Origin of the sequence: Bosea sp. F3-2, assembly GCF_008253865.1 — a bacterium.
Lineage (GTDB): Bacteria > Pseudomonadota > Alphaproteobacteria > Rhizobiales > Beijerinckiaceae > Allobosea.
Window position 1 is genome coordinate 4,061,589 of record NZ_CP042331.1, and the last position, 26,036, is coordinate 4,087,624.

30 protein-coding genes are annotated in these 26,036 nt (G+C 65.7%); 12 read left to right on the plus strand and 18 right to left on the minus strand.

The window, feature by feature from the left end:
• Positions 1–73 precede the first annotated feature (73 nt).
• From FQV39_RS18625 to hisD, 5 genes are all read right to left on the minus strand, one after another.
• Positions 74–907, minus strand: a complete 834-nt coding sequence (locus FQV39_RS18625; RefSeq protein WP_149131643.1) for an ABC transporter permease — start codon at positions 905–907, stop codon at positions 74–76.
• Complete coding sequence (locus FQV39_RS18630) at positions 904–2,073, minus strand: ABC transporter permease (RefSeq protein WP_149131644.1); 1,170 nt, start codon at positions 2,071–2,073, stop codon at positions 904–906. Before FQV39_RS18630 ends, FQV39_RS18625 begins: the two co-directional genes overlap by 4 nt.
• Positions 2,070–3,143 (minus strand): ABC transporter ATP-binding protein, encoded by a 1,074-nt coding sequence (locus tag FQV39_RS18635; protein ID WP_149131645.1) that lies wholly within the window; start codon positions 3,141–3,143, stop codon positions 2,070–2,072. The genes FQV39_RS18630 and FQV39_RS18635 overlap by 4 nt, the downstream gene beginning before the upstream one ends.
• Positions 3,144–3,341: 198 nt before the next feature.
• Positions 3,342–4,385, minus strand: a complete 1,044-nt coding sequence (locus tag FQV39_RS18640; RefSeq protein WP_472840652.1) for an ABC transporter substrate-binding protein — start codon at positions 4,383–4,385, stop codon at positions 3,342–3,344.
• Positions 4,386–4,516: 131 nt separating this feature from the next.
• Positions 4,517–5,824, minus strand: coding sequence for a histidinol dehydrogenase (gene hisD / locus FQV39_RS18645; protein WP_149131647.1), 1,308 nt, complete (start codon positions 5,822–5,824; stop codon positions 4,517–4,519).
• Between the two features lie 134 nt (positions 5,825–5,958).
• On the opposite strand from hisD, the gene FQV39_RS18650 reads away from it, so the two are divergent.
• The gene (locus FQV39_RS18650) at positions 5,959–6,504 is read left to right on the plus strand and encodes a cupin domain-containing protein (RefSeq protein WP_149131648.1); all 546 of its coding nucleotides are present in this window, start codon (positions 5,959–5,961) and stop codon (positions 6,502–6,504) included.
• A 121-nt stretch (positions 6,505–6,625) separates the two neighbouring features.
• Here FQV39_RS18650 and FQV39_RS18655 read toward each other — a convergent pair whose 3' ends face one another.
• Positions 6,626–7,525: a LysR family transcriptional regulator gene (locus FQV39_RS18655; protein WP_149131649.1), complete on the minus strand. Its 900-nt coding sequence runs from the start codon at positions 7,523–7,525 to the stop codon at positions 6,626–6,628.
• A gap of 112 nt (positions 7,526–7,637) precedes the next feature.
• On the opposite strand from FQV39_RS18655, the gene FQV39_RS18660 reads away from it, so the two are divergent.
• The gene (locus FQV39_RS18660; protein WP_149131650.1) at positions 7,638–8,483 is read left to right on the plus strand and encodes an oxidoreductase; all 846 of its coding nucleotides are present in this window, start codon (positions 7,638–7,640) and stop codon (positions 8,481–8,483) included.
• A gap of 65 nt (positions 8,484–8,548) precedes the next feature.
• The gene (locus FQV39_RS18665; RefSeq protein WP_149131651.1) at positions 8,549–9,094 is read left to right on the plus strand and encodes a hypothetical protein; all 546 of its coding nucleotides are present in this window, start codon (positions 8,549–8,551) and stop codon (positions 9,092–9,094) included.
• A 113-nt stretch (positions 9,095–9,207) separates the two neighbouring features.
• Here the strand turns inward: FQV39_RS18665 and FQV39_RS33215 are convergent, their stop codons facing one another.
• From FQV39_RS33215 to FQV39_RS18685, 4 genes are all read right to left on the minus strand, one after another.
• Positions 9,208–9,420 (minus strand): hypothetical protein, encoded by a 213-nt coding sequence (locus FQV39_RS33215; RefSeq protein ID WP_187639982.1) that lies wholly within the window; start codon positions 9,418–9,420, stop codon positions 9,208–9,210.
• Between the two features lie 58 nt (positions 9,421–9,478).
• Positions 9,479–9,745 carry a hypothetical protein gene (locus FQV39_RS18675; RefSeq protein WP_149131652.1) on the minus strand — a complete coding sequence of 89 codons (267 nt, stop codon included), beginning with the start codon at positions 9,743–9,745 and terminating at the stop codon, positions 9,479–9,481.
• 61 nt (positions 9,746–9,806) lie between these two features.
• A complete protein-coding gene (locus tag FQV39_RS18680) occupies positions 9,807–10,766 on the minus strand; it encodes a formylglycine-generating enzyme family protein (RefSeq protein WP_149131653.1) in 960 nt (319 codons plus the stop codon).
• Positions 10,759–11,676: a polyphosphate kinase 2 family protein gene (locus FQV39_RS18685; protein ID WP_149131654.1), complete on the minus strand. Its 918-nt coding sequence runs from the start codon at positions 11,674–11,676 to the stop codon at positions 10,759–10,761. Before FQV39_RS18685 ends, FQV39_RS18680 begins: the two co-directional genes overlap by 8 nt.
• 292 nt (positions 11,677–11,968) lie before the next feature.
• On the opposite strand from FQV39_RS18685, the gene ybaK reads away from it, so the two are divergent.
• On the plus strand, positions 11,969–12,442 hold the full coding sequence (gene ybaK, locus FQV39_RS18690) for a Cys-tRNA(Pro) deacylase (protein ID WP_149131655.1): 474 nt from the start codon (positions 11,969–11,971) through the stop codon (positions 12,440–12,442).
• An 80-nt stretch (positions 12,443–12,522) separates the two neighbouring features.
• Complete coding sequence (locus FQV39_RS18695; RefSeq protein WP_149131656.1) at positions 12,523–14,145, plus strand: ABC-F family ATP-binding cassette domain-containing protein; 1,623 nt, start codon at positions 12,523–12,525, stop codon at positions 14,143–14,145.
• Positions 14,146–14,291: 146 nt separating this feature from the next.
• On the opposite strand, the gene FQV39_RS18700 is transcribed toward FQV39_RS18695, so the two are convergent.
• The 4 genes from FQV39_RS18700 to FQV39_RS18715 all read right to left on the minus strand — a co-directional run bounded on the left by FQV39_RS18700 (position 14,292) and on the right by FQV39_RS18715 (position 18,304).
• Positions 14,292–15,221 (minus strand): glutaminase, encoded by a 930-nt coding sequence (locus tag FQV39_RS18700; RefSeq protein ID WP_149131657.1) that lies wholly within the window; start codon positions 15,219–15,221, stop codon positions 14,292–14,294.
• Between the two features lie 80 nt (positions 15,222–15,301).
• Positions 15,302–16,492, minus strand: a complete 1,191-nt coding sequence (locus tag FQV39_RS18705) for a GGDEF domain-containing protein (protein ID WP_149131658.1) — start codon at positions 16,490–16,492, stop codon at positions 15,302–15,304.
• A 144-nt stretch (positions 16,493–16,636) separates the two neighbouring features.
• Entirely contained in the window at positions 16,637–17,245 is a 609-nt protein-coding gene (locus FQV39_RS18710; RefSeq protein WP_472840653.1) for a class I SAM-dependent methyltransferase, read from the minus strand.
• A 303-nt stretch (positions 17,246–17,548) separates the two neighbouring features.
• Positions 17,549–18,304, minus strand: coding sequence for a Crp/Fnr family transcriptional regulator (locus tag FQV39_RS18715; protein WP_149131660.1), 756 nt, complete (start codon positions 18,302–18,304; stop codon positions 17,549–17,551).
• A 163-nt stretch (positions 18,305–18,467) separates the two neighbouring features.
• Between FQV39_RS18715 and FQV39_RS18720 the strand changes: the two genes are divergently transcribed.
• Positions 18,468–18,749 carry a hypothetical protein gene (locus tag FQV39_RS18720; RefSeq protein ID WP_149131661.1) on the plus strand — a complete coding sequence of 94 codons (282 nt, stop codon included), beginning with the start codon at positions 18,468–18,470 and terminating at the stop codon, positions 18,747–18,749.
• Positions 18,750–18,861: 112 nt separating this feature from the next.
• Complete coding sequence (locus tag FQV39_RS18725; protein ID WP_149131662.1) at positions 18,862–19,737, plus strand: transglutaminase family protein; 876 nt, start codon at positions 18,862–18,864, stop codon at positions 19,735–19,737.
• A gap of 270 nt (positions 19,738–20,007) precedes the next feature.
• Here the strand turns inward: FQV39_RS18725 and FQV39_RS18730 are convergent, their stop codons facing one another.
• Genes FQV39_RS18730 through FQV39_RS18740 form a run of 3 tightly spaced genes read right to left on the minus strand, consistent with a single transcriptional unit; the run spans position 20,008 to position 22,440 of the window.
• Positions 20,008–21,660: a sensor histidine kinase gene (locus FQV39_RS18730; RefSeq protein ID WP_149131663.1), complete on the minus strand. Its 1,653-nt coding sequence runs from the start codon at positions 21,658–21,660 to the stop codon at positions 20,008–20,010.
• On the minus strand, positions 21,660–22,250 hold the full coding sequence (locus FQV39_RS18735; RefSeq protein WP_149131664.1) for a sigma-70 family RNA polymerase sigma factor: 591 nt from the start codon (positions 22,248–22,250) through the stop codon (positions 21,660–21,662). The genes FQV39_RS18730 and FQV39_RS18735 overlap by 1 nt, the downstream gene beginning before the upstream one ends.
• Entirely contained in the window at positions 22,237–22,440 is a 204-nt protein-coding gene (locus tag FQV39_RS18740) for a NepR family anti-sigma factor (RefSeq protein WP_149131665.1), read from the minus strand. Before FQV39_RS18740 ends, FQV39_RS18735 begins: the two co-directional genes overlap by 14 nt.
• 233 nt (positions 22,441–22,673) lie before the next feature.
• Here FQV39_RS18740 and FQV39_RS18745 point away from each other — a divergent pair, with 233 nt between their 5' ends.
• The 3 genes from FQV39_RS18745 (at position 22,674) to FQV39_RS33225 (ending at position 24,567) form a co-directional block, all read left to right on the plus strand.
• Positions 22,674–23,468, plus strand: coding sequence for a response regulator (locus FQV39_RS18745; RefSeq protein ID WP_149131666.1), 795 nt, complete (start codon positions 22,674–22,676; stop codon positions 23,466–23,468).
• 134 nt (positions 23,469–23,602) lie between these two features.
• Positions 23,603–23,767, plus strand: a complete 165-nt coding sequence (locus FQV39_RS33220; protein WP_187639983.1) for a hypothetical protein — start codon at positions 23,603–23,605, stop codon at positions 23,765–23,767.
• A gap of 242 nt (positions 23,768–24,009) precedes the next feature.
• The gene (locus FQV39_RS33225; protein WP_282570087.1) at positions 24,010–24,567 is read left to right on the plus strand and encodes an extensin-like domain-containing protein; all 558 of its coding nucleotides are present in this window, start codon (positions 24,010–24,012) and stop codon (positions 24,565–24,567) included.
• Positions 24,568–24,578: 11 nt separating this feature from the next.
• Here the strand turns inward: FQV39_RS33225 and FQV39_RS18755 are convergent, their stop codons facing one another.
• Positions 24,579–24,842, minus strand: coding sequence for a hypothetical protein (locus FQV39_RS18755; RefSeq protein ID WP_149131668.1), 264 nt, complete (start codon positions 24,840–24,842; stop codon positions 24,579–24,581).
• A gap of 86 nt (positions 24,843–24,928) precedes the next feature.
• Here FQV39_RS18755 and FQV39_RS18760 point away from each other — a divergent pair, with 86 nt between their 5' ends.
• Together FQV39_RS18760 and FQV39_RS18765 are read left to right on the plus strand one after the other, a co-directional pair.
• Positions 24,929–25,420 (plus strand): DUF992 domain-containing protein, encoded by a 492-nt coding sequence (locus FQV39_RS18760; protein WP_149131669.1) that lies wholly within the window; start codon positions 24,929–24,931, stop codon positions 25,418–25,420.
• A 225-nt stretch (positions 25,421–25,645) separates the two neighbouring features.
• A complete protein-coding gene (locus FQV39_RS18765; protein WP_149131670.1) occupies positions 25,646–26,023 on the plus strand; it encodes a response regulator in 378 nt (125 codons plus the stop codon).
• Positions 26,024–26,036 lie beyond the last annotated feature (13 nt).

Genomic DNA, 26,036 nt, shown 5'->3' on the forward strand with positions numbered 1-26,036 from the left:
CCAACGGAGAGCCGTCCACACATGGCGCATCGCCGTGCCAGGCCGAACCCTGCGCGGAACGACGGCTCTTCGACTAGCTGCCTTCGATTCCTCGCTTTTTGCGCAGCGTCGGAAACAGTGAGACTCCCTTTACGGCGAGCAGCATCGCGAACGTCAGAATCATGATGATGAAGGCGGCCGCCGCAATCGCAGGACTGATATTCTCACGCAGCGAAGAGAACATCTGGCGGGCGAGCGTGGTCTGATTGGGGCCCGCGACGAACAGCGTGATCACGACCTCGTCGAGCGAGGTGGCAAAGGCGAAGACCGCGCCGGTGAGGATGCCCGGCATGGCCAGGGGCAGGGTCACGCTCCGGAAAACCTTGACCGGGGAGGCGCCGAGGCTGGCCGCCGCACGCTCCAGCGCCGGATCGATGCTGGCGAGCGAGCCTGCGACGTTGACCAGTACGAAGGGCACGCACAGTACGGCATGTGCGATGATCACGCCGAGATAGCTCGAGGCCAGGCCCATGCGCGCGTAGAGGATCTGCATGCCGACGCCGAGCACGACCGCCGGCACCACCATCGGCAGTAGGAAAACCGAGCGCAGCAGGCCGGAGAACGGCACCAGCTCGCGCCGGAGGCCCATCGCCGCCAGCGTCCCGATCACCGTTGCGACCACCGTCGCGCCGGGGCCGATGATCAGCGAATTGACGATCGCCCGCGTCCAGGCCTGGCTCTCCGCCAGCACGCCGAACCAGCGCATCGAGGGGCCGCTGATCGGGTAGACGAGGAAGACGCTGTCGGTGAAGGCGAGCGGCAGGATCGCGACGAGCGGCAGCAGCAGGAAGCCGACGACGAGCGTCCCGAAGGCGAGCCGCAACGCGCTGAACGCCGCGCCGCCCGGACGAACCGAAACGCCGCTCATGTCTGCACCAGCGGCGTGCGCGAGAGCCGGCTGTAGACGATGTAGAGCACCGTCGTCGGCACCAGCAGGAACAAGCCGAGCGCTCCCGCCATGCCCCAGTTCGCGGTTCCCGTCGCGTAGAAGGCGATCACCGAGCTGATCATCTGATCGCCCGCGCCGCCCATCAGGGCGGGCGTGATGTAGTAGCCCAACGCCACCATGAAGACGAGCAGCGAGCCGGACAGGAGGCCGGGCATGGCGAGCGGTAGCAGGACATGTCGGAAAGCCTGCAGCGGGGCGGCACCGAGCGCCGCCGCGGCCGGCATCAGGTTGCGCGGGATCGCGATCAGGCTGGCGTAGATCGGCAGCACCATCAGCGGCAGCAGCACATGCGTCATGGCGATCAGCACGCCGGTGCGGTTGTAGATCAGCGAGAGCGGCGTATCGATCAGACCGATCGCACGCAGCGTCTGGTTGATCAGCCCGTTGTCCTGCAGCAGGATCAGCCAGGCCGCGGTCCGCACCAGCAGCGAGGTCCAGAGCGGCAGCAGCACCGCGACGAGCAGCGCATTGCGCTTCCAGCCCGTCACGCTCGCGGCCAGCATGGCGAAGGGCAGGCCCATCGCCGCACAGAGCAGCGTGACCTGCGCCGCGATGACGAAGGTGCGCAGCATGATCGCCCGATTGACAGCGAAATCGGGCTCGACGGGTTCGATCCGCGCATCGTCGTTGCGCTTGAGGTCGACGGCCGCCAGCAGATTGGCGTCAGTATAAGCCGGCATGCCGCGCTTCAGGGCCAACCAATAGGCCTGGTCGTTCCATCGCGGATCGATGGCGGCGAGATCGATCGGATCGGTCTCGCCGGCCTCCCGCACGGCCCGCGCCGTCCGCGGCAGCAGCGTGCGGAAGCCGGCCTGCTGGCTGTTGAGCGTGCGCACGGCATCGCCGAAGCGCTCCTGCGGCGTATCGGCTCGCAAATCCCGGATGAGGGCGGCCTGCAAGGGGGCCGGGGGCGTCCCGTTGCCGTCCCAGCTCGCGATCGCGGTTGCCGTTTGCGGAAAGGCGAGGCGCACCGTGCCGCCCTGCACCGAGGTCGAGATCATCATCCAGAGCGGCCAGAGGAAGAACAGGCCGAGGAAGACCACCAGCGGCATAATGAGAAGCAGGGCCTTGAGGCGCGCGCTCATGGGGCCACCAGCGAACAATCGCCCGGTGCGAAGCTGGCGAAGGCCTTGCTGCCGATCGGCGGCGCTGCGTCGCGGCGGCCGGCGCGGGCGACGAGACGGCTTTCGGCGCAGGCGAGATGCAGGCGGATATGGTCGCCGTGATAGACGTGGTCTTCGATCGTCACGGGCAAGGCGTTCTCGGCGCCGGGATCCTGGACGAGATGCAGCATTTCGGGGCGCACCGAGACCATGACGTCCTGGGCCGTTTCGAAGGCCGCCGCCCGCTCGCAGGTCACGCTCCCCCCGGATGCGAGCGCGACTGTCGCGGCTTCGCCCCGGCGTTGCGAGACCCGCCCCGCGAGCAGGTTCGTCTCTCCGATGAACTCGGCGACGAAGCGCGTCTGCGGCCTGTCATAGAGGCCGGACGGCGTATCGAACTGCTCGATCTTGCCGCGGTTGAGCACCGCGACGCGGTCCGACATGGTCAGCGCTTCGCCTTGGTCATGCGTGACGAAGATCACGGTCAGCCCGAGGTCGCGGTGCAACGCGCGGATCTCGAGCTGCATATGCTCGCGCAGTTGCTTGTCGAGCGCGCTGAGCGGCTCGTCCATCAGCACGACCTTGGGTTCGTAGACCAGGGCGCGCGACAGCGCGATGCGCTGCTGCTGGCCGCCGGAGAGCTGCGAGGGCTTGCGGTCGGCGAGATGGCCGAGGCGCACCAGATCGAGGGCGCGTTTCACCCGCGCGTCGCGCTCGGCTCTGGCGACGCCGCGCATCTTGAGCGGAAAGCCGACATTCTCCGCGATCGTCATATGCGGGAACAGCGCGTAGTTCTGGAAGACCACACCCATCTCGCGCTTGTGCGGCGGCAGGTGCTCGACGCGCCGCCCGTCGACATGGATACTGCCGCCGGATGGCGTCTCGAAGCCCGCCAGCATCATCAGGAGCGTCGTCTTGCCGGAGCCGGAAGGGCCGAGGAGGCTGACGAACTCGCCCCGCGCGACGTGGAAGTCGAGTGAATCGACCACCGTAACTGCGCCGAAAACCTTGCTGATGGCCTCGAAATGGATGAACGGATCCGGATCTTGCAAAGGATCAACTTCCCGTAACGGATAAGGCGAAGCCGTTGCGGCCGCGGCGGGGTACCTCTCGGGAGGACGATGCCACGCCGGGCAGGCGGCTGGAGCCGCCCCGGGTGCGCACGCGCTTGCCCGGAACCTGCTCTGCGAAGAGCGCGCGACGAGCCGATGGCGCTTGCCCCTCGGCCCGCACGGACGGCGCTCGTCGGTCTACTTGCCGACCCAGGCGTTGAAGCGCTTGGTCAGGTCTTCGATGTTGTCGTTCCAGTAGTCGACGTCGATGGCGATCGCGTTTTCGAGATTCTGCGGCGCAGTCGGGAGATCGACGGCGAGGTCGGCCGGGACGGCGGCCGCGGCAGCCTTGTTGGGCAGGCCGTAGGCGATGTCCTGCGGTAGCTTAGACTGGTGCTCCGGCAGGCTGGCGAAGGCGATGAAATCCATCGCCTGGTCCTTGTTCGGGCTGCCCTTCAGAATCACCCAGCTGTCGACCGCGTAGATGCTGCCCGGCCAGACGGTCTTGAACTTGGTGCCCTCGGTCTTGTTGATGCCGCTGATGCGGCCGTTATACGCCGAGGTCATCACGACCTGCCCGGACTTCAGCAGCTGCAGCGGCTGCGCACCCGACTCCCACCAGACGATATCGGACTTGATCTCGTCGAGCTTCTTGAAGGCGCGATCGACGCCGCCCTTCTCGCGCAGCACCTTGTAGACATCCTTCGGCGCCACCCCGTCGGCGATCAGCGCGAATTCGAGCGCATATTTCGGCCCGCGGCGCAGCGCGCGCTTGCCCGGGAACTTCTTGGTGTCCCAGAAATCGGCCCAGGAGGTCGGCGCCGTCTTGAGCTTGTCGGAATCGTAGGACAGCAGCGTCGACCAGACGATGGCGCCGACGCCGCAATCGCTCACGGCGCTCGGCAGGAACTTGTCCTTGCCGCCGAGCTTGTTCCAGTCGAGCTTCTCGTAGAGGCCGTCGGCGCAGCCGATGGCGAGCTCGTCGGCCTCGACCTGCACCGCGTCCCAGTTCGGCGTGCCGGCCTTGACCTTGGCCTGGATGACGCCGACGCCGCCGTCCCAGGATTCGTCCAGGACCGGCTTGCCGGACTTTTCGGCGAAGGGCTTGAAGTAGATCTTGCGCTGCGCATCCTGGTAGTTGCCGCCCCAGGACACGACGGTGAGATCGCGTGCTGCTGCCGCGCCGAGGCCGGCTAAGGCGATCCCTGCTGCGAGAGCCGTGCTGCCGAGTATGGACTTCAGAAACGTCATGGATCTTCTCCCTGCTTCTGCTGCAGCGATCCGTTCCGCCCCTCGCGGACAGGATCGTTGTTGCCCCATAGGAACTCCCTTTTTCGCGGTGCGATAGAGGGTTTTCCGAAAATCTCTCGCGCTCAGGCTCCGATCTCGCCGAGCAATTGAGCCGGCGCCAGCCGCAGCGCCGCCGCCCGCCTGTGTCCTTCCAGCCCTTCGCTCGCGCTCTGGCGCATCGCCGGCGGGGCGACAGCTGCGACGCCGCGCTCGTCGAGCCATTGATGCGTGCAGGTCTTGAGATAGGAGCCGACCCAGAGACCGCCGGTATAGCGCCCGGCCGCCATGGTCGGCAGCGTGTGGTTGGTGCCGCAGCATTTGTCGGAATAGACCACGCTCGCGGCGACCCCGATGAAGATCGAGCCGTAGTTGCGCAGCTTCGCGGCCGTCGCCTGGGCGTCGCGCGTATGGACCTCCAGATGCTCCGCCGCGATATGGTCCGAATAGGCCAGCATGGTCGCCTCGTCGGCGCAGACGGCGATCTCGCCATAGTCGCGCCAGGCCGCGGCGGCGACCGGGGCGGTCGACAGGTTGCCGAGCTGGCGCTCGATCTCGGCGAGGACCTTCTCCGCCAGATCGCGGTCCGTGGTGATCAGCCCGACACGGGTGCGCACATCGTGCTCCGCCTGCGCCAGCAGGTCGACAGCGATGGTCACCGCATCGCCGGTTTCGTCCGCCACGACGAAGATCTCGCTCGGCCCGGCCAACTGGTCAATGCCGACCTGTCCGAAGACCTGCCGCTTGGCCTCGTTCACATAGGCGTTGCCGGGGCCAACGATCTTGTCGACGGCGGGAATGCTCTCCGTGCCGAAGGCCATGGCGGCGATGGCCTGCGCGCCGCCGACGCGGAAGATCCGATCGGCACCGGACAGATGACAGCCCGCGATCATCGCCGGATGCGCCCCCGGCGGCAGGCAGGTGATGACCTCGTCGCAACCGGCGACCTTGGCCGGCACGATCGTCATGATCGGCGCCGACAGCAACGGATAGCGTCCGCCAGGCACATAGGCGCCGACGCGGGCGATCGGGATGATGCGGTGGCCGAGATGCAGCCCCGGCAGCGCCTCGATCTCGAGCGGCAGCAGGGTCTTGCGCTGCGCCTCTGCGAAGGCCCGCACACGCTGGATGGCGAATTCGGTATCGGCGCGGGTCTGCCTGTCGAGTCCGTCGAGAGCGGCGATGCGCTCCCCGGGCGTGACCTCGAAGGCCTCGATGTCGAGCTTGTCGAACTCGCGGGAATAGCGCCGCAGGGCCGCGTCGCCCTCTTGCCGTACGGCCTCCAGAACGGCCTTCACCGTGGCCTCGACCGGGGTGTTGTCGCTCCAGGCGCTGCGCTTGGGCGATTTGATGCGCGCGATCCGGGCTTCGAGGGCAGGGTCGAGTTTGGACATGCGGCGCGTTCCGGTGAGCAGAAGAGACCGCCAAGCTTCCCCGCCGCCGAACCGCAGTGCAAGAAGGTGCGGCGGCTTGTTGAAGATATTCACCAACTGCGCTCAGATGGGCAGCCCGCGCGAAGGAGGCCTGCATGAAGATCGGTGACCGTTTGAGGGAGCTGCGGCAGCGCCGAAAGCTCAGCGTCCGCGCCGTCGCCTTGCGCTCGGGCGTGTCCCATTCCTCGATTTCACTGGTCGAGCGGGATCTGATCAGCCCTTCGCTGGACACGCTGCACGCGATCCTCGATGCGCTCGGCACAACGCTTTCGGGCTTCTTTCTGGATTTTCACGCGGTCTCGCCGCCAAATCCGTTCTGCCGAGCGGCGGAGATGGTCGAAATCGGCCGTGCGGACGCCATTTCCTACCGCGTCATCGGCACCGGGTTTCCGAGCCGCTCGATGCTGATGCTGCACGAGACCTATGCTCCCGGGGCGGATACGGGCGAGGCCTTCTTTCATTCGGCCCAGGAAGGCGGCCTCGTCATCCGCGGCGCGGTCGAAGTGACGGTGGCGGGCCGGACAGCCACTCTGCAGCCCGGCGATGGTTATTATTTCGACAGCCGCGAGCCGCACCGTTTCCGCAATGTCGCCGACGAGCCCAGCGAGATCGTGAGCGCCATCACGCCGCCGACATACTAGAAGATCATATCATCTCGGCGACACAAATGCCGTCTTCCACGCCACCGGCAAGCGGGTGCGAACCTTGCCGATCCGGATCGAGGATATCCTCGCCGGCTGAAGCATGCGCCGGGAGCGGCGGTCAGGCCGAGACCGTCCGCTCTCCGCGCACAAAATCGACGAAGGCCCGTAAGGTCGACGGCATCTGCCGTCGGCTCGGGTAGTAGAGATGGAAGCCCGGATAATACGGGCACCAGTCATCGAGGACCCTGACCAGCCGACCCTCCGCGAGATGTTGCTCGACCTGCATCTCGAAGAGATAAGCGACGCCCATGCCGGCGAGCGCCGCCTGCAGGATGTGTCCCTGGTCGCCGAGGATGAGCGACCCTTGGACCGCCACCTGGAACTCGATCCCCCCGCGCTCGAACTCCCAGTCGTAAAGACGCCCACTGGCGAAGCGCAGCTGCAGGCAGGGAAGCGTCCGCAGCTCCTCCGGCGCCGAGGGCGTGAAATGCCGGGCAAGGAATTCCGGCGCAGCGACGACGGCCGAACGCTGCCGCGGGCCGATCGGCACGGCGATCATGTCCTGCGCGATCACCTCCCCGAAGCGGACACCGGCGTCGAAGCCCTCCGAAACCATGTCGACCAGCGCATTGTCTGCAATGATCTCCAGCGTCACCTGCGGATGCTGCTGCATGAAGCGCAGCGCCAGAGGCAGCAGCACCATCTGCGTCGCCAGATGGGCAGCGTTGAGACGCAGGCTGCCGACCGGCTGGTCGCGGTAGATATTGAGATCGTCGAGCGCGTCGCTGATGTCGCGGAACGCTGGCTCGATCCGATCATGGAGACGCTGTCCGGCCTCGGTCAGCGCGACGCTGCGGGTCGTGCGGTTCAACAGGCGGATCTGCAACCGCTCTTCCAGTGCTCGCAGGCCATGGCTGATTGCCGAGGGCGTGCAGCCGAGCTCGTCGGCGGCGCGGCGGAAACTGCGATGCCGCGCCACCGCCAGGAACATGGAAAGGGAAGCCGGATCGCTTTTCATTGCTGAAAATAACTCATCAAGCCAATGATAATTGAATGGATACACTCAGCAGAAGCAGCTGACTACCCTTCAATCATCGGCAGTGAAGCCGAAGGATCGAAAGGAAAAAGCCATGTCTGTCTGGTTCATCACCGGCGCTTCCCGCGGCTTCGGCGCACAGGTTGCGAAGCTCGCCCTTGCGAAGGGCGATGCGGTTGTCGCCACCGCCCGCGATCCGAAGAGCGCCATCGCCTCGCTCGGCGAGCATCCCAATCTGCTCGCCGTCGCGCTCGACGTCACCGACGAGGCGCAGGCGCATGCGGCCGTCAAGGAAGCGATCCATCGCTTCGGCCGGATCGATATCCTGCTCAACAATGCCGGCTTCGGGCTGCTCGGCGCCGTGGAAGAAGCTACCGCCACCGAGGTCGAGGCGCTCTACCGGACCAACGTCTTCGGCGTGCTCAATATCTGCCGAGCGGTCCTGCCGCACATGCGGCGCGCCCGTAGCGGCCACATCCTGAACATCTCCTCGATCGGTGGCTATCGCAGCGCGGCGGGCTTCGGCGTCTATTGCTCGACCAAGTTCGCGGTCGAGGGTCTCACCGAAGCGCTGGCCGACGAGCTCGCCCCGCTAGGGATCAAGGCCACGGTTATCGAGCCCGGCTATTTCCGCACGGATTTCCTCGATGCCCGTTCGCTCAGCACCAGCGGCGCTCGGATCGACGACTATGCTGAGACGGCGGGTGCCGTCCGTGAGCATGCGGCGAAACTGAGCCATCGCCAGCCCGGCGACCCGGCCAAGCTCGCCGCCGCGATCGTCGCCCTGGGCGGCAACCCCGACGCCCCGCTGCGGATGCCTTTTGGCAGCGACACGGTCGCGGCGATCGAAGCCAAGAACGCCTTCGTCGCCAAGGAACTCGCCGCCTGGCGCGAGGTATCCGTTAGCACCGACTTCACGGACAGCAGCGCGGCGGTCTGAAGCCACCGACCTACCCCCGGCGGGCGTACCGCCCGCCACCGCCCGATAGCATCGAGGACCGGACCATGTTGAACGCTCTCGCCGCGCTTCCCTCTCCAATCGCTCTGCTTGATCTGGTCCGGCGCGGAACCAGCTTCGTACGCTGCCAGGACGAGGTCCGTTACACGGTCGCGCCGAGCTCCTTCGGCCCCGTCCTGTTCGCGATCTCGCGCGGCAGGGTCGTCAGCCTTGAGCTCGGGCGGGACGCGAAGGAGCTGGTGCGGCGGTTCAAGGCCACGTTCCCGAGATCGCGCGAGGCCAAGGGCGATCCCGTCTTCTGGGACTCCGGTGTCGAGGTCCTCGATGCAATCGAGCATATCGACCTGCCGAACAGTCTTGATCAGGCCGAGATCGGCCAGCGGTTCGCGGCGGCGGTGCGTGGGATGCTGCGTGCGGTGGATGGCAACCAGCCCGCTATGCCGGCTCCAGGCTCCACTGACCGAGAGGCGAGACGGAGCGATTGCCCGCCTCATGGGAGGATGGTTGGACATCCATTCTCTGCTCTTGCGCCGATGTCTTCTATCCGGCAGCCCGCCGACTTCCGCCATTGGTGCACTGCGGCATCGATGTGAGAAGTAGTGCCGTCCGCTCCCGGTTTCGACCTCCCGTTTGCCGACGGCCATTCGCCCGGGTCAAAAGCGGAAGAGCAAGCAAACAATCTCACTGGACGGTTGGGGGCAAAGACCTACAAGGCCGGCGGCAGCGTCAATATCGGCGCGGTCTTCATGGAAGGCTGGGAGAGCGGCTCGCAAGCTGAGACCACCGCCCTCATGGCCGGCGGCGCCGGCGTCAACGCCGCCGGCATCGGCAGCTTCACCAAAACCGGCACCATCGCCGGCCCCCGCGTCGCCATCAACGCCAGCGTCATCGTCAACGGCATCACCGACCCGACGGTCACCACGTGTAACCGTAAATGCCGGCTCGGAACGCAAGGTCCGAACCGGCGTCTGCTGATCTCACGGAATCTTGGGAACGAGATCGTTGCCGAAGCTGTCCGTCTGGCGCGCGAAGCTGTTCCTGCCGGCCTGGATATAGGCAGGCCCACCGGTGCGCGACGGGGTCGGGCCAGGATCGAGATAACTGCGCTGCGGCGGCACCGACGTCACGCTGATCTGCGGCTCAGACGGCGAAGCAGCCTCCTGGGTCGTGCAGGCGCCCAGCACGGCGGCCGGGATCATGAGGGCAAGCAAGGTGGCGAAGCGGGTTCTGCTGGTGTCGATCATTGGGATCTTCGGCCTCAGCCGTCCTTGTGTTGCCCGTGGTTGAAGTTCAGCTGTAGAGGGATCAGCGCTCGCGGACAACGCAGCGAAAGCCGACATGGCTGGTAGACGTATCGATCGGCTCGGCGTGACGCGCCGCCGGCCGATAGCGCCGGCAATAATTCGGCGCGCACAGATGGGAGCCGCCCTTCAGCACCCTCCGGGGGATGCGAATGGTTGGCTGACGTGGGTCGTAGCTTTCGGCTTCCGGACCGCCGCGGGGGTTCTGCGGCACGCAGCAGGCCTTCGGGGCATCGGCTTGATGTCGCACCGACCAGAAATCGGCGGTCCATTCCCAGACATTGCCGATCATGTCGTAGAGGCCGTAGCCGTTCGGCGGGAAGGCCTTGACCGGCGAGGTGCGGGCCCAGCCGTCCTCCTTGGTATTCTCGAAGGGAAAGTTACCCTGCCAGGTATTGGCCATATGCCGGCCATCCGGCATGAGCTCGTCGCCCCAGGCGAATTCAGAGTCCTCCCGGCCACCCCAGGCAGCGAACTCCCATTCCGCCTCGGTCGGCAGCGACTTGCCGGCCCAGGCCGCATAGGCCTCGGCGTCGCGATAGGCGACGTGGACGACGGGATGATCGTCCAGGCCCTTGATCGAGGAGCCGGAGCCGTAAGGCTTGCGCCAGGTCGCGCCGAACTTGAATGCCCACCATTGCGACCAGTCGCGCAGGTCGACGGGATGCGAAGGCGGGTCGAACATCAGTGACCCCGCCCGCAGCATATGCGGGAGCGCGCCGGGATAATCCTTCGGGTCCGGTGCGATCTCGGCAAAGGTGACATGGCCAGTCGCTTCGACGAAGGCGCGGAATTGCCGGTTCGTCACCAGCGTCGCGTCGATCCAGAACGAATCGACGCTGGCGCGATGGCTGGGGGCTTCCTCCGGATAGTGCTCGTCCGATCCCATGCGGAAGGTGCCACCTGGAAGATGCACCATTCCGTCCGTCCCGGCGCGAGCCTCGACCTCCGCGGCATCAGCCATGGTCCCGGTCTCCCTTGCCGTTCTTGTGCTCGCCATCGTCGAGAAGCTGCTTGCGCGCCTTCGCCATCGCCTTGCGCAGATCATCGTCGACGGGCGGAAAGCGCGGGTCGAGCCTCTCGAGGCATTCGACGATCGTCGCCGCCACGACGAGCCGCGTGAACCATTTGTTGTCGGCCGGCACAATATGCCAGGGTGCGGACTTTGTCGCGGTGGCGGCGATCGCAGCCTGATAGGCTCGCTGGTAATCGTCCCAATGCTCCCGCTCGACGATGTCGTTCAAATCGAACTTCCAGTTCTTGTCGGGCTCGTCGATGCGCGCGAGCAACCGACGTTTCTGCTCCTCCCGGGAGAGGTTCAGGAAGAATTTCAGCACCACGGTGCCGTTACGCCCGAGATGTTTCTCGAAGTCGCGAATGCTCTCGAAGCGCTTCGTCCAGAGCTCTTCGCCGGCGGGCTCGGGCGGCAGGTTCTGCTTGTGCCGCAGTTCCTCATGGACGCGCACGACCAGCACCTCCTCGTAATAGGAGCGGTTGAAGATGCCGATTTCGCCGCGCTCCGGCAGCTTGCAGCTCGTCCGCCATAGGAAGTCGTGGCGAAGCTCCGTCAGGCTCGGAGCCTTGAAGGAATGCACGATGCAGCCCTGCGGGTTCACACCGGACATGACGTGCTTGATCGTGCTGTCCTTGCCCGCCGTGTCGATCGCTTGCAGGACGATCAGGATCGACCAGCGCCGCTCGGCGTAGAGGCGCTCCTGGAGATCGTGCAGGCGCTTGACGCCGAGCTGAAGCAGCTCTTTCGCCTCGTCCTTCTCGATGTCGAGCCCGCAGGTCTCGGCCGGATCGAAATGCTTCAGCCGGAAGCCGTCTCCATCCATCACCCTGAAACGCTCGATGATGTCAGCCGTATGCATCGGGCAGGGCCTTCCGCTTGCAAATCCATGACCCACGGGCAGCGTAGCCGCATTTCGCTCGCTTCCACTGCGCCGTTCACGATGATGGACATTTGCCTGGCCGAAGGCAAAGCGGGGGAACAGTCGCCGTCCTGGATCAGATAGGCGCACCAACCCGTCTACGTCCGATGATCTGCCAGAGGCCAACGCCCCGCTGCGCTTTTCAAGCGGCCGGCAAGGGGTTACTGGGCTTTCGCGGTGGGAGCGCTCGCGTTCTGCACCATTTTCGCCGACAGCCAATATTCTCCAGAGCATGGCCCAGACAACCCCAGCCACCCAGGCATTGAAGCAGTTCGGCATCTCCTTCGAGCTGCGCAGCTACGCCTATGATCCGAATGCCGAGCGCGTGGGGCTGCAGGCGGCGGAAGCACTGGGCGAGCCGGCGCAGCGCGTGCTCAAGACGCTGATCGCGCAGGTCGACGGCAAGCCCGTCTGCATCGTGCTCGCCTCCGATCGCGAGGCCAGCATGAAGAAGGTCGCGGCCGCCTTCGGCGGCAAGTCGGCAGCGATGATGCCGGTGCCCGACGCCGAGCGGCTGACCGGCTACAAAGTCGGCGGTGTCAGCCCCTTCGGGCAGAAGCGCAAGCTGCCCACGATCGTCGACGAAGCCGCCTCGGGCGAGGCGCTGGTCTACGTCAATGGCGGCCAGCGCGGTCTCCAGATCGCGCTCGCGCCCGCTGATCTCCTCAGTGCAGCCGGTGCCCGCAGCGCCTCGATCTCAGCCTGATCGCGGCCCTGCACCGCCTTTCGCAATCGTACCCGATAGCTTAGTGGCGCAGGGCGTCGCTTCCCAAGGTTTCCAAACGCATGATTCGCCTCGAAAACATCAGCAAGCAGAACGGAAAGCAGATCGTCTTCATCGAGGCGTCGGCCTCGCTCCTGAAGGGCGAAAAGGTCGGGCTCGTCGGTCCCAACGGCGCCGGCAAGACCACGCTCTTCCGTATGGTCACCGGCGAAGAGGCGCCCGACGAGGGCCAGGTCGCGATCGATCGCGGCGTCACCATCGGCTATTTCAGCCAGGATGTCGGCGAGATGGCCGGCCGCAGCGCCGTGGCCGAGGTGATGGACGGCGCTGGCCCGGTCAGCACGGTCGCGGCCGAGCTGCACGAGCTCGAAGCCGCCATGGTCGATCCCGACCGGGCCGATGAGATGGAGGCGATCATCGCCCGCTATGGCGAGGTCCAGGCGCGCTTCGAGGAGCTCGACGGCTATGCGCTGGATGGGCGGGCGCGCGAGGTTCTGGCGGGGCTCGGCTTCAGCGAGGAGATGATGGAGGGCGATGTCGGCGCGCTCTCCGGCGGCTGGAAGATGCGCGTCGCGCTCGCCCGCATCCTGCTGATGCGCCCGGACGCCATGCTGCTCGACGAGCCGTCGAACCATCTCGACCTCGAAAGCCTGATCTGGCTGGAATCCTTCCTCAAGGGCTATGACGGTGCCCTGCTGATGACCTCGCATGACCGCGAATTCATGAACCGCATCGTCGGCAAGATCATCGAGATCGATGGCGGCGCCCTGACCACCTATTCCGGCGACTACGAATTCTACCAGCAGCAGCGCGCGCTGGCCGAGAAGCAGATGCAGGCGCAGTTCGAGCGCCAGCAGGCGATGCTCGCCAAGGAAATCGCCTTCATCGAGCGCTTCAAGGCGCGTGCCTCGCACGCCGCGCAGGTGCAGAGCCGCGTCAAGAAGCTGGACAAGATCGAGCGTGTCGAGCCGCCGCGGCGGCGCCAGACCGTCGCCTTCGCGTTCCAGCCGGCGCCACGCTCCGGCGACGACGTCGCCAGCCTCAAGAACGTCCACAAGGCCTATGGCAGCCGCAGCATCTATGAGGGGCTCGACTTCCATATCCGCCGCAAGGAGCGCTGGTGCGTGCTCGGCGTGAACGGCGCCGGCAAGTCGACGCTGCTCAAGCTCGTCACCGGCACGACCGAACCTGATGCCGGCACGGTCACCGTGGGCGGCAGCGTCAAGATGGGCTATTTCGCCCAGCACGCCATGGAGGTGCTCGACGGCGAGCGCAGCGTCTTCGAGGCGCTGGAAGATCGCTTTCCGCAGGCGGGGCAGGGCTCGCTGCGCACGCTGGCGGGCTGTTTCGGCTTCTCCGGCGACGATGTCGAGAAGCGCTGTCGCTTCCTGTCGGGCGGCGAGAAGGCCCGTCTGGTGATGGCGATGATGCTCTATGATCCGCCGAACTTCCTCGTGCTGGACGAGCCGACCAACCACCTGGACATCGCGACCAAGGAGATGCTGATCACCGCGCTCTCGCAATATGAGGGCACGATGCTCTTCGTCTCGCACGATCGGCATTTCCTCGCCGCGCTGTCGAACCGGCTGCTGGAGCTGACCCCGGAGGGCGTCCACGCCTATGGCGGCGGTTACACGGAATACGTCGCCCGCACGGGCCAGGAAGCGCCGGGTCTGCGGAGCTAGGCGCAGCGGAAACAGTCGTCATTCCGGGCGAAGCGAAGCGCAGACCCGGAATCCATCGTAGAGTGCTGTGCTCTTCGATGGATTCCGGATCGGCGCCGCTATCGCGGCTTGTCCGGAATGACGACTAGGTTCCTGCGCAGGACATTCTACCGCGCGAAGACCGACCAGCCGGTCGCCTCGGCCAGGCGTTCCAGCGCCAGCGTGCCGAGCAGCGAATTGCCGTTGGCGTTGAGGCCGGGCGACCAGACCGCGATCGCGGCCTTGCCCGGTGCGATGGCGAGGATGCCGCCGCCGACGCCCGACTTGCCGGGCAGGCCGACATGGAAGGCGAAATCGCCCGAAGCATCGTAGTGGCCGCAGGTCAGCATCAGCGCGTTGATGCGCCGCGCCCGCTGGGCCGAGACAACACGGGGGCCGCCCGGCTCGTAGAGCCCGCCATGCATCAGGAAGCGCCCGGCCATGGCGAGCTGGCGGCAACTCATGGCGATGGCGCATTGGTGGAAATAGACGCCGAGCGTCAGCTCCGGCGCATGGGTGATGTTGCCGAACGCTTTCATGTAATTGGCGAGCGCGATGTTGCGGAAGCCGGTCGCCTGCTCGGCCCGCGCCACCACATCGTCGATGACGATCGTGTCGTCATCGGCGAGATAACGCACGAAGCGCAGCAATTCGCCGATCGCGACACGGGGCTCATGGCCAGCAAGATTGACGTCGGCGACGACGAGCGCGCCCGCATTGATGAAGGGGTTGCGCGGCACGCCCTGCTCGCGCTCTAGCTGGACGATCGAGTTGAAGGGCGTGCCGGACGGCTCGCGCCCGACCCTGCGCCAGAGCGTGTCGCCGACCTTGCCGAGCGCCTGGGTCAGAGCGAAGACCTTGGAGACGCTCTGGATCGAGAAGGGCTCTTCGCTGTCGCCGGCGGCGTGGACCTGCCCGTCCGCGGTCACGACGCAGAGCCCGAACTGGCGCGGATCGATGCGGGCGAGCGGCGGGATATAGGTCGCGACCTCGCCGCGCTCGCTGGCGTCGCGCATCTCGTCGGCAATGTCGCGGACGAGCCGCCCGATATCGGTCACGCCTGAAGTCCCGGCTGCTACGCGCGTCAGGCAAGCCCGAGCCGGGCCGGCGGGTCAAGCCCCGCCGCGCAAGCAAAGGCTTATTGCAGGCGAAGGCTCCCGCCGGACGAGGCACCCTCGACCACCGGACGCTGGGAGGCGATGATGCACAATGACTTGCCGCGCGATTTCGCCTGGTACAGCGCGGCGTCGGCCGCAGTCATCAGGCTGGTCATGTCGCGCCCATGCTCGGGAGCGAGCGCGATGCCGACCGAAGCACCGATATGGAGCTTGTGCCCGCTGTCGAGTTCATAGGGCTCGGAGATTTCCCGCACGATCCGCTCGCCGAAGCGCTGGAGCTGAACCTGCTCGGTTTGCTCGGAGAGGACGACGAATTCGTCGCCGCCGATGCGCGCTGCGATGTCGGAGGCACGGACGAGACCCCGCAGCCGCTCGGCCACCAGCTGGAGCAAAGCATCTCCGGCCATGTGGCCGTAGCTGTCATTGACGGCCTTGAAGCCGTCGAGGTCGAGATAGACCAAGGCGAGCCCCTTGGGAGCCTCCGCACCGTCGAACCTCGCGGCAAAGGCCTTCGCCAGCCCCGCCCGGTTCGACAGCCCCGTCAGAATGTCGTGCCGTGCATGGAAGGCATTCTCACGTTCCGCCCGCATGGTCGAGATCAGCATGGCGTTCAGCTTGTAGGCGGCCACCGTCATGCTGAAGAGATAGAACGGGATCTGCATGAAGGTGATCAACATCATCGGCTCGGACAGGAACGGCGCCGCAAGCACGCAGGGGCCGAGCGTGAGGGCGATCATCACGCCGGCCATGCGCGGTGCGGCGAAGTTCCGAAAGCAGATGCCGCCCACCATCGCAGCGGCCGACAGGCAGGCGAGCGCCGCCGCGACCCAGTCGCCGCTCATCAGGCTCAGAAAGGTGCCGGCTCCGATACCGGCCGCCCAGGCGACGCCGAGCAGGAGATAGATGTCCGTCGGTGTCGATTGGCCGCGCGCCGCGCGTTTGCGCGCCACAAGCAGGACGCACAGGCGCACCAGACAGCAGACGATCTCGAAGGCGCACCAGAGCGTGAAGGGCAGGGTCGGGATGCGCCAGGCGATCAGGAAGGACACCGCCAGGGAATTGATGACGCCACCGGCAAAGATCGGCAGCGTTCCGTAGAGGCTTGCCACCAGCGCGACCCGAATATCGGGGGGGACATCCGGGCCAGCATCCGCAAGCCAGCGCGTCACGCGCCAGCGCGGCAAGCTGAAACGGAGGACTGGGGCACTCATCGGCTGATCCGGCTCCTCTGGCGAGCAGGCCAGCGGAGCACCCGGTCGCCAAGGCTGCCTAGCAACGAGGTGTTACGATTCAGTGAGGAAAGCCGCGCGAATCAAGCGCTGCACGCAACGCAGGGCTGCCAAAAGCTCGGATCGTCACCGAATCTGGCGGTAAACCCAGACCCGTGCCGGTGGAATGTTGCGCAGCACCCAGTCCGAAACGAAGGCCTTGAGGCCGGAACCTTTGCGCGGGATCGGCGAGATCACCGAATAGGTGAACTGGATGAAGGGCGCGCCCTCGACCAGCAGCGGAAACGCCTCACGCGCCAATGCCGTGCGGGTGGCCGGTGGCCGGGTGAACAGCGGCAGGCTCGAGACGAGCGCGATCGCCTTCTCGTGCAGATGGCCGGCGAGAGTCTTGGACAGGGCGTAGGCGTCGCCCTGCACCACTGTCGCGTGTGGAAAGCGCTGGCGCAGCAGCTCGCAGAACTCCGGGCTGTATTCGACGAGGATCAGGCGGCTCTCGTCGATGCCGCGCTCGATCAGCGCCTCGGTGACCGGTCCGGTACCGGGGCCGATCTCGATGACCGGACCGGGCTGCTCAGGATCGACAAAGGAAGCCATCCGCCGCGCGAGCGCCGGGCTCGACGGGGTCACCGAGCCGGTGCGGAGCGGATCGTCGATCCAGGATTTGATGAAGCGGGCCTCGTCGCCGAGCTTCGTCCTGGCTTCGCTGACGCGACTCCTGAGCTTCTCGGCGGTGATGCGAACTTCGCTTTCGACCTTGTAGCGGACCGCAGCCACCTTGAGCCTGGCTTCCGCGACGCTGTCGACAAGGTCAGCGGCCGTCACCCGCACCTCGCCCTCGATCCGCGACGCCACGCGGGATTGCCCGAGGCGAGCGGCGAGCGACGTTGCGCGCGGACGATGACGGACCGTCGAAGACATGGCACCCCTTGATCGCCGCAGAGACGACGCGTCTGACGCAGCCGAACGTTACCTGTGCGGCATATGGGGTCAAGAGCGGTCGCCCGCCAAGTTCTTTTCCGCGAATCCGGCAAAAAGCTGTCAGATCAACGGTCTCGGCAGCGAAACCTGCTCATAGATCGAGGCCATATGTGCGGTCAGGCGGGGGTTGAGTAGCGTCAGCCGCCCGCCCGAGAGCGAGAACAGCCCGGCCTTGCGCAGACGCGACCAGGTCTTGCTGGTGTGGACCAGAGACAGGCCCAGCGCATCGGCGAGCTGCTGCTGCGAGAGCGGAAAGGCGAAGCTGCCGCTGCTGACGAGACCCAGCGTCTCGGCGCGATGGTAGAGCGAGATTACCAGCGCGGCGATGCGCTCCCCGGCATTGCGCTGGCCGACCGAGGTCAGATTGTCGTCGATCAGGGATTCCTCGCGCGAGCCGAGCCAGGCCAGCTCATAGGCCAGCGTCGGCATCTTTACGAACAGGTCCCAGATCCGCTTGCGCGGGAAAACGCAGAGCTCGACGTCGGTGAGCGCCTCGATGCCGTGCTCGGCGGCGCTGAGAAGGGAGGCCTGCAGGCCGACGAGATCCCCCGGCAACAGGAAGTTGAGAATCTGGCGGCGTCCGTCCGGCAGGGATTTGTAGCGGAAGGCCCAGCCCGAATAGAGCGTGTAGAGTTCCGCATCCTCCTGTCCGGGATGGATGATGTCTGCACCCGCTGGAAAGGTGCGATGGTCGACCTTCATGGCCTGGATGAAACGGATCTCGTCGTCGGTCTTGTCCTTGAAGGCGGGCTTCAGCCGCAACGGGCAGGCGAGACAGGGCGTTCCCAATCGTCCCTGCTTACTGATAATGTTCATGAGCCGATCGATCCCCCGAAACCGATGTGGAAGGCATCGGCAATCGATCAACTCACAAGAGCCGTGGCGCGTTCCCCATCGAGCCCAAGGGAACCATCAAGCATTCCGCTGCGTTTTCTTGCCGAAATCCGACCTTCCAGGTCGGAAGCGTTGGGAGATGGATATGCTGAAAGCCAGCCTTGCCCCCGCTGTTCGAGCCTTTTGCTTCTTCGGCTTGATGGGCGCAGCCATCACGGGCCTGACTGTTGGTGCGCAGTTGCAAGGTGCGACCGACCAGAGCTCGACGAGCGTTGCGCAAGCCAGGGGTGAGCGCGACCAGGGAGCGGATCTGCGCTTTGCCGCGGTGGATCACGCTGACCGAGCTCAGAGCACGGCGAAACGGGCGATCGCCTCGCCGTCGCAGCAGGCCCTGGCGGGCGGGCCGATCACGCATGTCGTCCGCTGAGTCTCGTGGCGGAACCTGATACGATTTCTCGCGTTGCACGTGCGGCGCATCCTCGCGCCGCACTTCAAAGCCGCCTCCGGCGGTTTATTTTTTGGTCTTGCGGACAGAAACCATGCTACTGCGCATCCGGCACGCAACGACCTATCGCTACACTCAGCCCGTCGTCTTCGGCCCGCACCGGCTGATGCTGCGGCCACGCGACAGCTTCGACCTGCGCGTCGTCGACACCGCTCTCTCGATCTCGCCCACGGCCAGCCTGAACTGGATGCATGACGCCTACGGCAATCCTGTCGCCATCGCGAATTTCGAGGCCGAAGCGGATACGCTCGATATCGTAAGCATCCTGATGCTCCAGCGCTTCGGGTCCGCCGTTCCGCGCGCCGAGATCAAGCCCGGCACGGCGCTGACGGGCGTGGTCTACAGCGAGAACGAGCGAGCGGTGCTCCAGCCGTTCCTCGCGCTCGCCAGCGCCGACCCCGACAGGAAGCTCGATCGCTGGCTCGCTGATTTCAGGGCGCGGATCGGCCAGGGCTCCGGCCATCTCCTGCGCGATCTCGCTCATGCGCTCCATGGCGCGCTGGCCTACGCCGTGCGTTTCGACGAAGGCACGCAGCATCCCGTCGACACGCTGGAGAGCGGCAGCGGCTCCTGCCGCGACTATGCCTGGCTGTTCATTGAGCTCGCGCGGCGCATGGGTTTCGCTGCCCGCTTCGTCACGGGCTATATCCATGACAGAAGCCCGGAAGACACCTTGCTAACCAGCGCCGTCGGCTTGACCCATGCTTGGGCGGACGTCTTCATTCCCGGCGATGGCTGGGTCGAGTTCGACCCGACCAATGATCTCGTCGCCGATCGCCAACTCCTGCGAGTCGCGGTTGCCCGTGTGCCGGAGGACGCCTCGGCCGTCGCCGGAAGTTTCACCGGGCCGGCGGGCTCCTTCCTGGGACTGAGCGTCGGCGTATCGATCGAGCCGGTGCGAGAGCTCTAGAAGCCTGCTGACTTTCGATGGAAATGCGCCGTCATTCCGGGCTTGCCCCGGAATCCATCGTAGAGCACCGAGCCTGATGATGGATTCCGGATCGGCGCCGCTGTCGGCTTGTCCGGAATGAGGGGGGACCGTTTCCGTGAAACCCAGCATGCTCTATAGCATCGGACCGAAAAGTGGATTCCACTTTTCGGAAGAATCCGATGCGATAACAAATAGATAAATCACCGTTGTCGCGTCTGATAGGACGCGCGGCGATTCAGGCCGCAAATGTCAGGACGCGTGCCTGACACGCCAGCGGCCGAGCGCGCCGCCCTGGGGTTCAGCCGTCTGTACCGCCTCGATCTGGGCGAGGAGGCCGGCAAAGACGCGCGGCGGCGCGCCGTGGCTGATCTCGCGATCGGCGTCGAGCCCGACCTCGATCGTGGCATCGTCGACATCGACGACGCTGACGGTAATCCGCACGCCGGGCGTGCCACGCAGCGCGCGCGAGGCGACATCCGCCACAAGAAATCCAAGCGGAATGATGCGGTCCACCGAGAGCGTCGCTGCGGTGTCGATGCTGCTCGTGACCCACTGCTCCCGGCTGCGGATCAGATTCGAGATCATCGTGACGACGTCGTCGAGGAAGAGATCGACGCGGACCGGCTGCATCTCGCCATCGGCCAGCGTGAAGCGGTAGGCGGCCGAAAGGACATGGACGCGACATTCGGCATCGGCGAGCGCCAGCCGGGCCTCGCTGCGGTAATCGCGCTTGCTCAGGCCGATATAGCTCTGGACGACCTGCAGGCTGTTCTTCACGCGATGATGCAGCTCACGCACGAGGAAGCGATTGTCGTCCAGTGCGGTTTGCAGGCGGCGCTGGCGCACCTCCTGCTCATCGACCATGGCGTTGAAGGCTTCCGCCACGCTGCGGATATCGCTCGGCATATCGTCGGCGATCGCCGCCCTCGTCCGCCCGGACGAGGCCCTCGCACGGGCCGCCGCCTCGATGCCGCGCAGCCAGCGGGCGCAGTGCTTGTCGATCGCGCGGAGATAGACGAGGCAAAGCAGGGCAAGCGTGAGCAGCGGTGCCAGGAGGAGAACGAGGAACTGCATGCGCGCGGCCTGGGCCGGCCCACCGTCGAAACTGGCGATGACGTAGAGGTCCGGCTCAGCAACCATGCGGGCGGCGTAGAGACGATCCTGGCCGTCGCGGCTGCGCGCAGTCCAGCGCTCGCGACCGGCCGGAACGCGATCCTGCTGCGGCAGCCACGACAAATCGGCATTGTCACCCCGGCTGGCGACAACGCCGCTGCCCCGGCCGATCAGCGCGACATCCATGTCCCGGCGGCCATCGCCGAGGTCGAAGACGTTTTCTAGCAGCTCCGGGCCGGTCAGAAGGAGGGCCTCCTGCAGCCGCCCGTTCGAAGCCTGCGCATCGGCCATCAGGATCGCGAGGTAGCGTTGGCCTGCGAGCGTGATCTGGTCATAGCGGATTCTCCCGAGATCGGCCCCGTTCCAATTCGCCACGGAAGGCAGCCCCGCCAGCTGCCGGGCGACATCGCTCAACGTCTCCTTCGAAAGATTGGCATCGAGAGAACCCGCGCAGATGCGTCCATCGGCACTGCGCAGGAAGAAGGCGCGGAAGCCGCTCACGCGCTGCATCGCCTCCAGGCCCGCTTCTTTGCAAGCCGCCGGATCGACGCGCGGATCGTTCGCCATCGTTCCGAAGGCGAGCAGCGCGCGCGCTGCTCCGCGGTACCAAACGCGGGTGCGCACGGCAAAATCATCGACCGCGCGCTCCTGCGCGGCCTCGATCGTCACCGTTGCAGCGCGATAGGTGGCATAGGCAGCGAAGGCTGCGGCGCATCCCACCGGCACGGCAATAGCGATCAGCAGGGCCAGGAGACGCCCTCTAACGGTGCTGAATCGCGCCAGCCGCATCAGGAACCGACGGGTTCGGAACCGACCCTTTGCATCGCGGCCGCACTGGTGCGGTCCGGCCCGAGATCGTCGACGCTACCAATGGAGAGCAGCTCGGCGAGCTTCGTCCGCGCGCGGTTGACCCGGCTCTTGATGGTGCCGATCGCCACACCGCAAATGCCGGCCGCCTCCTCGTAGGACAAACCTGTCGCGCCCACCATGATCAGGACTTCGCGCTGTTCCTCCGGAAGCTTGGCCAGCGCCTTGCGGAAATCGGCGAGGTCGAGGTGGCTCTCCTGATTGCCATAGGTCGCCATGCGCTCGGCATAGATGCCCTCGCTGTCCTGCACCTCGCGCCCACGCTTGCGATAGAGCGAGTAGTAGGTGTTGCGCAGGATGGTGAACAGCCAGGCGCGGAGGCTGGTACCGGCCTCGAACTTATCGGAATTGCTCCAGGCCTTGAGAAGCGTGTCCTGGACGAGGTCATCCGCCAGCTGCATCGAGCCCGACAACGACGCCGCGAAGGCACGCAAATTCGGGATTTCGCGGATCAGGCCATCCTTGAACTCGGTGGCAGCGCGGGAAGCCTGAGTGGAATCATTTGCACTCATCGGACGACGCTCCGGCTGCCCGCTGTTCCGTAGCCTCCAGCTGCGCCAGCAGCACAAGGAATTTGTCCGGGACAGGCGCGTTCACGATGTCGTCGTAGTGAGCTTTGAGCGAGCGACCGATGGATTCCTGCACCTTCGGATCCAGGACCAGCTCAAAGTCGTCATTGTCGCCCCCGTCGGGTTCGGACATCGCTGTATCCAAGTTGCTCATCTCAGCCCTCGCGCCACAACCGGGCCTGCTTTTCCAGCAAGTCCCGCACTTCGTTTCTCTGCCGGCGAAACCAGAGCCCCGTGGCGGTGGCGACACCAATGCGCCCTAATAACAGGCTCGTTTCCAAAAGGTTCCACATCCGGCAAAAAATAAATTTCTTGTCAGAGGCTCATCCTAAGCCATTATTTCAGCACGATAAAAGGGACGCGTTCATGTCTATCGCCAAAGAAATTGCGCCTCATCTTCCTTACCTGCGCCGGTTCGCGCGCGCCCTCAGCGGCACCCAGGCCAGCGGCGACGCCTATGTCGTCGCGATGCTGGAAGCACTCATCGCGGATCCTTCCGACTTCCCCCACGGCATCGACCCGCGCGTCGGCCTCTATCAATCCTTCCTGAAGCTGTGGTCCTCGGCCAGCGTCGATACCAGCGAGCCCGTCGTCGAGCTCACCCGGGCTCCGGCCGAACGCAATCTCGAAGCGCTGACGCCGCGGCCGCGACAGGCCTTCCTGCTGCGAACCGTCGAGGGCTTCTCGATCGAGGAGGTCGCGACGATCATGGGTGTCAACACGGCCGATGCGGCCGCGCTGGTCCAGACCGCCGGCCAGGAGATCGCCGAGCAGGTCGCGACCGACGTGCTGATCATCGAGGACGAACCGATCATCGCGCTCGACATCGAGACGATGGTCGAGGAACTCGGCCACACCGTCACCGGCGTAGCCCGCACCCAGCGCGAAGCGATCGCCCTCGTCGGCAAGAAGCGCCCGGGTCTGGTGCTGGCCGATATCCAGCTGGCCGATGGCAGCTCCGGCCTCGATGCCGTCAACGAAATCCTGACATCGATCGACGTGCCCGTGATCTTCATCACGGCCTATCCGGAACGGCTGCTCACCGGTGACCGGCCAGAGCCCGCCTTCCTGATCACCAAGCCGTTCCAACCGGAGGCCGTGAAGGCCGCCATCAGCCAGGCGCTGTTCTTCGACCGGCGAGCAGGTCGCAAGGCTGCCTGAGCCCGGCCTTCGGACGCTGCCGCGAAGCCCGCGGTCTCCGCGGGCTTTTTTGTCGCGCTCTCTGGAACCGGCATCGCCGCCGCACGTTCGCACCCTAATGTCGGTTTGGTTTCCGGTGCGGGAGGGCGTGGCCCATGGCGATGACCTGCTTGTCAGCAGCAATCGCGGCGACTTCGATTGCCACAGCGCTGTTCTCGGGAGCCGTCACTCCGGGTGCCCTCAGCGGAGAGATCCTGTCCCTGGCGCTGGCTGCACTGACGAGTCTGGCCGTTGCCGGCGCTGCCGCGCTCGACAGCTGAATTCGATCCAGCGTCCGAGCCTCGCCGCGGCAACAATCCTTGTCCTGATCGCCGCCTGCTTCATACCCGCATCGCCCCGGGCAGAGACTGCTGCGCCTCGTTCCCAGCCGCGCGCGCAGAGATTGCCGCCACCGCGACCGGCGGCGCTTCTGCCGCGCCCGGCCGCTCAGCCGGAAGAAGCCAAGCCCTCGCCGCCCCTGCCTCCACCGGCAAGCGGGCAGGCGCAGTCTTGCCTGTCCAGGATGGCCTCCATTCCGGGGAACCGGGTGGAACCGGCCGATTCGGAGGTTTCCAAAGCTGATCCTGCTTGCCACGTGGACGACCCGGTTCGCCTGCACACCCTCGCGATCCGGGGCAGCACATCGGGACAGACGGTCACCTTCGAGCCGGCGCCGCTGGTCAGCTGTGCGATGGCATCGGCCGTCGCCGATTGGCTCGACACGAGCGTTCAGCCTTTGGCGCGCGGGTATTTCACTCTCAGCCTGGCCGGGATGCAGGTCGGTGGCGGGCAGGAATGCCGGCGGCGTAATCGAGACTCGTCCGGCCCGATCAGCGAGCATGCCACCGGGCAGGCATTGGATATCTTCGCCTTCAAACTCGCGGAAGGCGGCAAGTCGGAGACGATCCTCGTCGAAAAGCCCTCGGGCCTTGTCCAGAACCGCTTCCTAGACGCGGTGCGCCAATCGGCTTGCGGAGCCTTCATGACGGCGCTCGGGCCCGGCTCTGACGCCGCTCACGCCAACCACCTGCACGTCGACATCCAGGCGCGGCGTTCGCGCTCATCGCGCTTCTGCCAGTGATGGAAGGAAAACTATTCGGGGGCGTCGAAGCGCAGCAGGAAAGATTGGCGTTCTGGGGGTTCATCGAGCCCGCCGTCATCGACGAGCCTCGGGGCAGCGCGGCGCGCCGCCATCACGGCAAGGGCCTCATCGCAATCGAGCCCTGTAGCCAGCAAATCCTCAAGCTCCCAGAACGGCGGAAGGACCGTTTCCGGGGCCGGGTCGTGGATTGTTGGGATTTCTCCCCGCAGGCGACTCACGGACATCGACATTCCCATGCCAAGATAACGAGTCAACGCAACAAGCTTCCTTTGGTTCCCTTACGGCGGAACTGTGGGTTTCTTGGGGCGTTTCGACCGGTCCCCCGCCAGGAGCATATGCGATGATTACTGGGCATTCCCGATCCAGCCTTGCCCTAACCGCCTTCGCCGGCCTGGCATGTCTGACCGCCCCTGCATTGGCCCAGCCGAGCGGCCCCCCGACCGGGCGGCTATCCTGCACGCTCAGCGGCCCGCCCGCCGCCATCGTGACCACGCAGAAGCCGATGGAGTGCCGTTTCCGCCCCCGCCGTGGGCCGCTGCAGCAATACACCGGTGTCGTCCACGGCTTCAGCCTCGACCTCGCATCGATCCGCAGCGCGGCGATGGCCTGGCGTGTCTTCGGCCCCTATGCGCGCGCGCCGCTGGGAGCCCTCGCGGGCCAGTACAAGGCGTCGGGGACAGGCGCCGGAACAGGCGGCCATATGCTGACCGGTGGGGAGAAAGACGAAGTGACGCTGCAGCCGCTGCCGTTCCAGGGCCATCGCGGCATCAACGTCGCGACCGGCGTGACCGCCCTGGAACTGACGCTCGTCCCTCCCGGGAGGCGGCGCTGACAGGCGCGCTCCATCGATTGTCGAGAGGTCCATTAACCAACCTGATCAAACCGAAGGGCGGGTGTCATCGTTTTCGGCAAAGACTTACTTTTTACTAACCTTGACTTGGCAAAATCGACTCAAAGTCGACGCTTCTTCCCCCATATGGGGTTAGAAGCAGGAACATCGCCAATCCAATGACGTTGTCGGGACATCGTGGGATTGCAGTGAGTGAGAAGCCGGTCGATGGCTGATATTCGCGTTCTGATCGTCGAAGATGACCCGTTCATCGCCATGGACATCGAAAGCGCCGTGGCGGAGCAGCTCGGCGACGAGGCCGAACTGATCGTGGTCGATTCTGTTGCGGAAGCGCGCCGCGCCACGGCACGCAAGCTCTCCTGCGCGCTGCTCGACATCGACGTCGTCGGCGGGAAGACCTTCGATGTCGCGAGTGCGCTTCAGAAGACGGGAACACCCTTCGCTTTCGTTTCGGGATCGGGTCCAAACGAGGTTCCCGCACCGCTGCGCAGCGCCCGTTTCCTGCGCAAGCCATTCTCGATCCGCGAAGTGGCCACTTTCGTCATGAGCGCGATCGGTGCCCGCGACGGCGCCGTGCAGGGTTAGCGGCGGAGCTCTC